The organism is Thermovenabulum sp. (assembly GCF_049701175.1).
In the GTDB taxonomy this organism is placed as follows: domain Bacteria; phylum Bacillota; class Thermosediminibacteria; order Thermosediminibacterales; family Thermosediminibacteraceae; genus Thermovenabulum.
Genome location: NZ_JBNATW010000054.1, coordinates 1 through 3,994, shown reverse-complemented (window position 1 = coordinate 3,994; position 3,994 = coordinate 1). Strand labels below are relative to the sequence as shown.

At 42.5% G+C, this 3,994-nt stretch carries 5 protein-coding genes; all 5 read left to right on the top strand.

Translation table 11 applies throughout. The features are described from left to right. The first annotated feature begins 16 nt into the window (after positions 1-16). Positions 17-421, top strand: a complete 405-nt coding sequence (gene mce / locus ACPLVF_RS11895; RefSeq protein WP_424908039.1) for a methylmalonyl-CoA epimerase — start codon at positions 17-19, stop codon at positions 419-421. A 21-nt stretch (positions 422-442) separates the two neighbouring features. After that, positions 443-1,996 carry an acyl-CoA carboxylase subunit beta gene (locus ACPLVF_RS11890; protein WP_424908038.1) on the top strand — a complete coding sequence of 518 codons (1,554 nt, stop codon included), beginning with the start codon at positions 443-445 and terminating at the stop codon, positions 1,994-1,996. Positions 1,997-2,027: 31 nt separating this feature from the next. Further along, positions 2,028-2,384, top strand: a complete 357-nt coding sequence (locus ACPLVF_RS11885) for an OadG family protein (RefSeq protein ID WP_424908037.1) — start codon at positions 2,028-2,030, stop codon at positions 2,382-2,384. Positions 2,385-2,427: 43 nt separating this feature from the next. Further along, positions 2,428-2,844 carry a biotin/lipoyl-containing protein gene (locus ACPLVF_RS11880; RefSeq protein WP_424908036.1) on the top strand — a complete coding sequence of 139 codons (417 nt, stop codon included), beginning with the start codon at positions 2,428-2,430 and terminating at the stop codon, positions 2,842-2,844. Positions 2,845-2,954: 110 nt separating this feature from the next. Beyond that, positions 2,955-3,994: sodium ion-translocating decarboxylase subunit beta (locus ACPLVF_RS11875; RefSeq protein WP_424908040.1), on the top strand; the 1,040-nt coding region annotated here is incomplete at its 3' end.

Sequence of the window (3,994 nt, the reverse complement as noted above, 5' to 3'; positions counted from 1 at the left end):
ATAAGGAGGGAATACAATGAAGACTTTAAAAATAGACCATATTGGAATTGCTGTAAAAGACTTAGAGGAGGCAAAAAAGGTCTATACCGATTTATTGGGACTTGAGGTGCACGGGGAAGAGGTAGTAGAAGAACAGAAAGTAAAAGTAGTATTTATCCCTGTAGGCGACAGCGAAGTAGAACTATTAGAATCGACCGACCCCGAAGGCCCGATAGCAAAATTCATAGAAAAGAATGGAGAAGGTATACAGCATATAGCATTCAGAGTAGATGATATAGAAAAAGCATTAGAAGAACTAAAACAAAAGGGAGTAAGGCTAATTGATGAAAAACCAAGATACGGAGCCGGTGGAGCAAAAATTGCCTTTATTCATCCAAAAGCAACAAAAGGTGTTTTAATAGAACTTTGCGAAAGAAAATAAAAAAAGGAGGAAGTAAAATAAATGGAAACCTTTGAACAAAAACTGGAGCTTTTAAGACAAAAAAGGAAAGAAGTAGAGCTCGGAGGTGGTGAAAAAAAGATACAAAAACAGCATGAAAGCGGAAAACTCACTGCAAGGGAAAGAATTGAAAAACTATTAGACAAAGGCAGCTTTGTAGAAATTGACGCCTTTGTAGAGCACCGCTGTATCGACTTTGACATGGCAGACACAAAAGCACCAGGTGAAGGCGTAGTAACGGGATACGGCACAATAGACGGCAGGTTGGTATTTGTATTTGCACAGGATTTCACCGTAATAGGTGGCTCCCTCGGCGAAATGCATGCAGCAAAGATAGTAAAAATAATGGATATGGCATTAAAGATGGGTGCACCCGTAATAGGGCTAAACGATTCGGGTGGTGCAAGGATTCAAGAAGGAGTAGATGCCCTCAAAGGCTACGGAGAAATCTTCTACAGAAACACCATCGCTTCCGGAGTAATACCCCAGATTTCAGTAATCTTAGGCCCCTGCGCAGGAGGAGCCGTATATTCACCCGCTCTTACCGACTTCATCTTCATGGTAAGCGATATGAGCAAGATGTTCATAACAGGTCCTCAGGTAATAAAAGCGGTAACAGGAGAAGACGTAAGCCCCGAAGAATTAGGCGGAGCTATGGCACACAACACCAAAAGCGGTGTTGCCCACTTTATGGCATCGAGCGAAGAAGAGTGCTTTGAACAAATAAGAAAACTCCTTTCATACCTGCCGTCAAACAATTTAGAGGATCCACCTTTGAAAGAAACCAATGACGAAGTGCTAAAAATAGTGCCGGAACTCAACAAAATCGTTCCCGTTGATCCCAACAAGCCCTATGACATGAAAGAAGTAATAAGACTAATCGTAGATGAAGGCGACTTCTTTGAAGTACAGCCCTATTACGCCCAGAACATGATTACCGGTTTTGCAAGGATAAACGGAAGGAGCGTAGGCATATTAGCAAATCAGCCCAAAGTATTGGCAGGCTGCCTTGACATAAACGCCTCCGATAAAGCAGCAAGATTTGTAAGGTTCTGCGACGCCTTCAACATACCCCTTATTACTTTCACAGATACACCCGGATACCTGCCCGGAGTAGCCCAGGAGCACGGCGGAATAATAAGGCACGGTGCAAAGCTTTTATACGCCTACTCGGAAGCAACCGTACCAAAGATAACCGTAATAATAAGGAAGGCATACGGTGGAGCATACATCGCTATGTGCTCAAGACACTTAGGAGCTGACCAGGTATTTGCATGGCCGACTGCAGAAATAGCGGTAATGGGCCCTGAGGGTGCAGCAAACATAATATTCCGGAAAGACATTGAAGAATCACCGAACCCTGCAGAAACAAGAAAACAGAAAATCGAAGAATACAGGGACAAATTTGCAAACCCCTACCAGGCAGCAAAACGCGGATATATAGACGATGTAATTGAACCTGCCCATACAAGGGTAAAAATAATAAGTGCACTTGAGATGCTTGTATCAAAACGGGAAACAAGGCCCGACAAAAAACACGGCAACATGCCTGTTTAAAAAAAATACATAACAAGGGAGGGAGAAACAAATGGAAAACGTATTATTAGAATCATTAAAGGCAGCAGTTATCGGTATGGGCATAGTTATGCTGTCCCTTTACTTTCTATCATTGATATTAGAGGTAATGAGGTATATCTTTTACAAGCCCGAGGGAGTGCAAAAAAAAACAATTGATGAATCATCCCTAAAAAGCCCCTTGGTGCTCCATGAAGAAGAAATAAAACAAGAACCGAAGGAAGACTTAGAAGAAATTGCGGCGATAAGTGCAGCAATTGCTGCTTACTTAGGGAAACCCATAGAAGCAATAAAGATTGGTGCAATAAGGAGGGTTTACGAAAAGACCCCTGCTTGGGGTATAGCAGCAAGGACAAACCCAAAAAAATAAAATAATTTCAATAAAAAAACATAGGGAAAGGAGAAAACAAAAGATGAAAAAATTTAGAATAACGATTAATGGAAATACCTATGAGGTTGAAGTGGAAGAATTGGGTGTAGAAGCGGCCGCTACACCAACTGTTAAGGTTGAAGCGCCAAAAGTGGTAGAAACTCCAAAAGTTGAAGCACCCAAAGCAGAAGCAAAACCTGCAAAAGAAGCAGCACCTCAGCCAGCACCCAAAAAAGCGGTAACCGGCAAACTCACCGTAAACGCACCCATGCCCGGCACCATTCTTTCAATAAAAGTAAAACCCGGAACACAGGTTAAAAAAGGCGATTGCTTAATGATACTTGAAGCCATGAAGATGGAAAATGAAATACTTGCGCCTGAAGACGGAAAAGTCGTTTCAATAGAAGTATCGGAAGGGACATCTGTAAACACCGGAGACCTCCTTGCAGTAATTGAATAGAGGAAAAAACTTAAAACGGGAGAGGGTGAAACTCATTGGAAATAATAAAACTGTTTGTTGAATTCATAAAGACAACCGGCTTTTTTAACGTAACGGCAAAAGAACTAATAATGATAGGCATTGCATGTATACTATTGTATCTTGCCATAGTAAAAAAATACGAGCCCTTACTTCTTGTTCCCATAAGTTTTGGTATGCTATTAACAAACATTCCTCTTGGGCATTTAATGGAGCCCGGAGGATTCCTATACTGGATTTACCGTGGAGTAGAATACGATATATTTCCGCCCCTAATATTTTTAGGTGTAGGAGCTATGACCGACTTTGGCCCGCTGATTGCATATCCAAAGAGCTTGCTATTGGGAGCAGCAGCTCAGCTTGGTGTCTTTATAGCCTTTTTAGGCGCAGCTTTACTTGGGTTCAACTTTAAGGAAGCAGCATCCATAGGTATAATAGGAGGGGCAGATGGTCCGACAGCCATATATCTTTCCAGCAAGCTTGCTCCCCACCTTTTAGGAGCAATTGCAGTATCTGCGTATTCATACATGGCTTTGGTGCCCATAATTCAGCCGCCAATAATGAGGCTATTGACAACCAAAAAAGAGAGAACGGTAACCATGGAGCAGCTAAGGCCGGTGTCTAAGACAGAAAAAATAATATTCCCTATAATAGTAACGGTTTTGGCGAGCTTTTTAGTGCCTCCTGCTACTGCACTGATAGGATGCTTGATGCTCGGCAACCTTTTCAGGGAATGCGGAGTAGTGGAGAGGCTATCAAAGACGGCCCAGAATGAATTGATAAATATAGTAACCATATTCATAGGGACGACGGTAGGTGCAACGGCAACTGCGGATAACTTTTTGAGGCTTCAAACTATAGAAATACTGATAATGGGACTTGTAGCCTTTGCAGGAGGGACTGCAGGAGGAGTGCTTCTTGGCAAACTCATGTATATTACTTCAGGAGGGAAGGTAAATCCGCTAATAGGTTCGGCAGGAGTATCAGCAGTTCCGATGGCGGCGAGGGTATCACAGGTTGTTGCTCAACAAGAAAAACCGGGCAATTTCATATTGATGCACGCGATGGGGCCTAATGTGGCAGGGGTTATAGGTACTGCTATTGTTGCAGGTGTACTGCTTTCATTATATGG

Coding starts and splice junctions, on each gene's coding strand:
- mce (WP_424908039.1), top strand. CDS start 17: ATGAAGACTTTAAAAATAGACCATATTGGAATTGCTGTAAAAGACTTA.
- ACPLVF_RS11890 (WP_424908038.1), top strand. CDS start 443: ATGGAAACCTTTGAACAAAAACTGGAGCTTTTAAGACAAAAAAGGAAA.
- ACPLVF_RS11885 (WP_424908037.1), top strand. CDS start 2,028: ATGGAAAACGTATTATTAGAATCATTAAAGGCAGCAGTTATCGGTATG.
- ACPLVF_RS11880 (WP_424908036.1), top strand. CDS start 2,428: ATGAAAAAATTTAGAATAACGATTAATGGAAATACCTATGAGGTTGAA.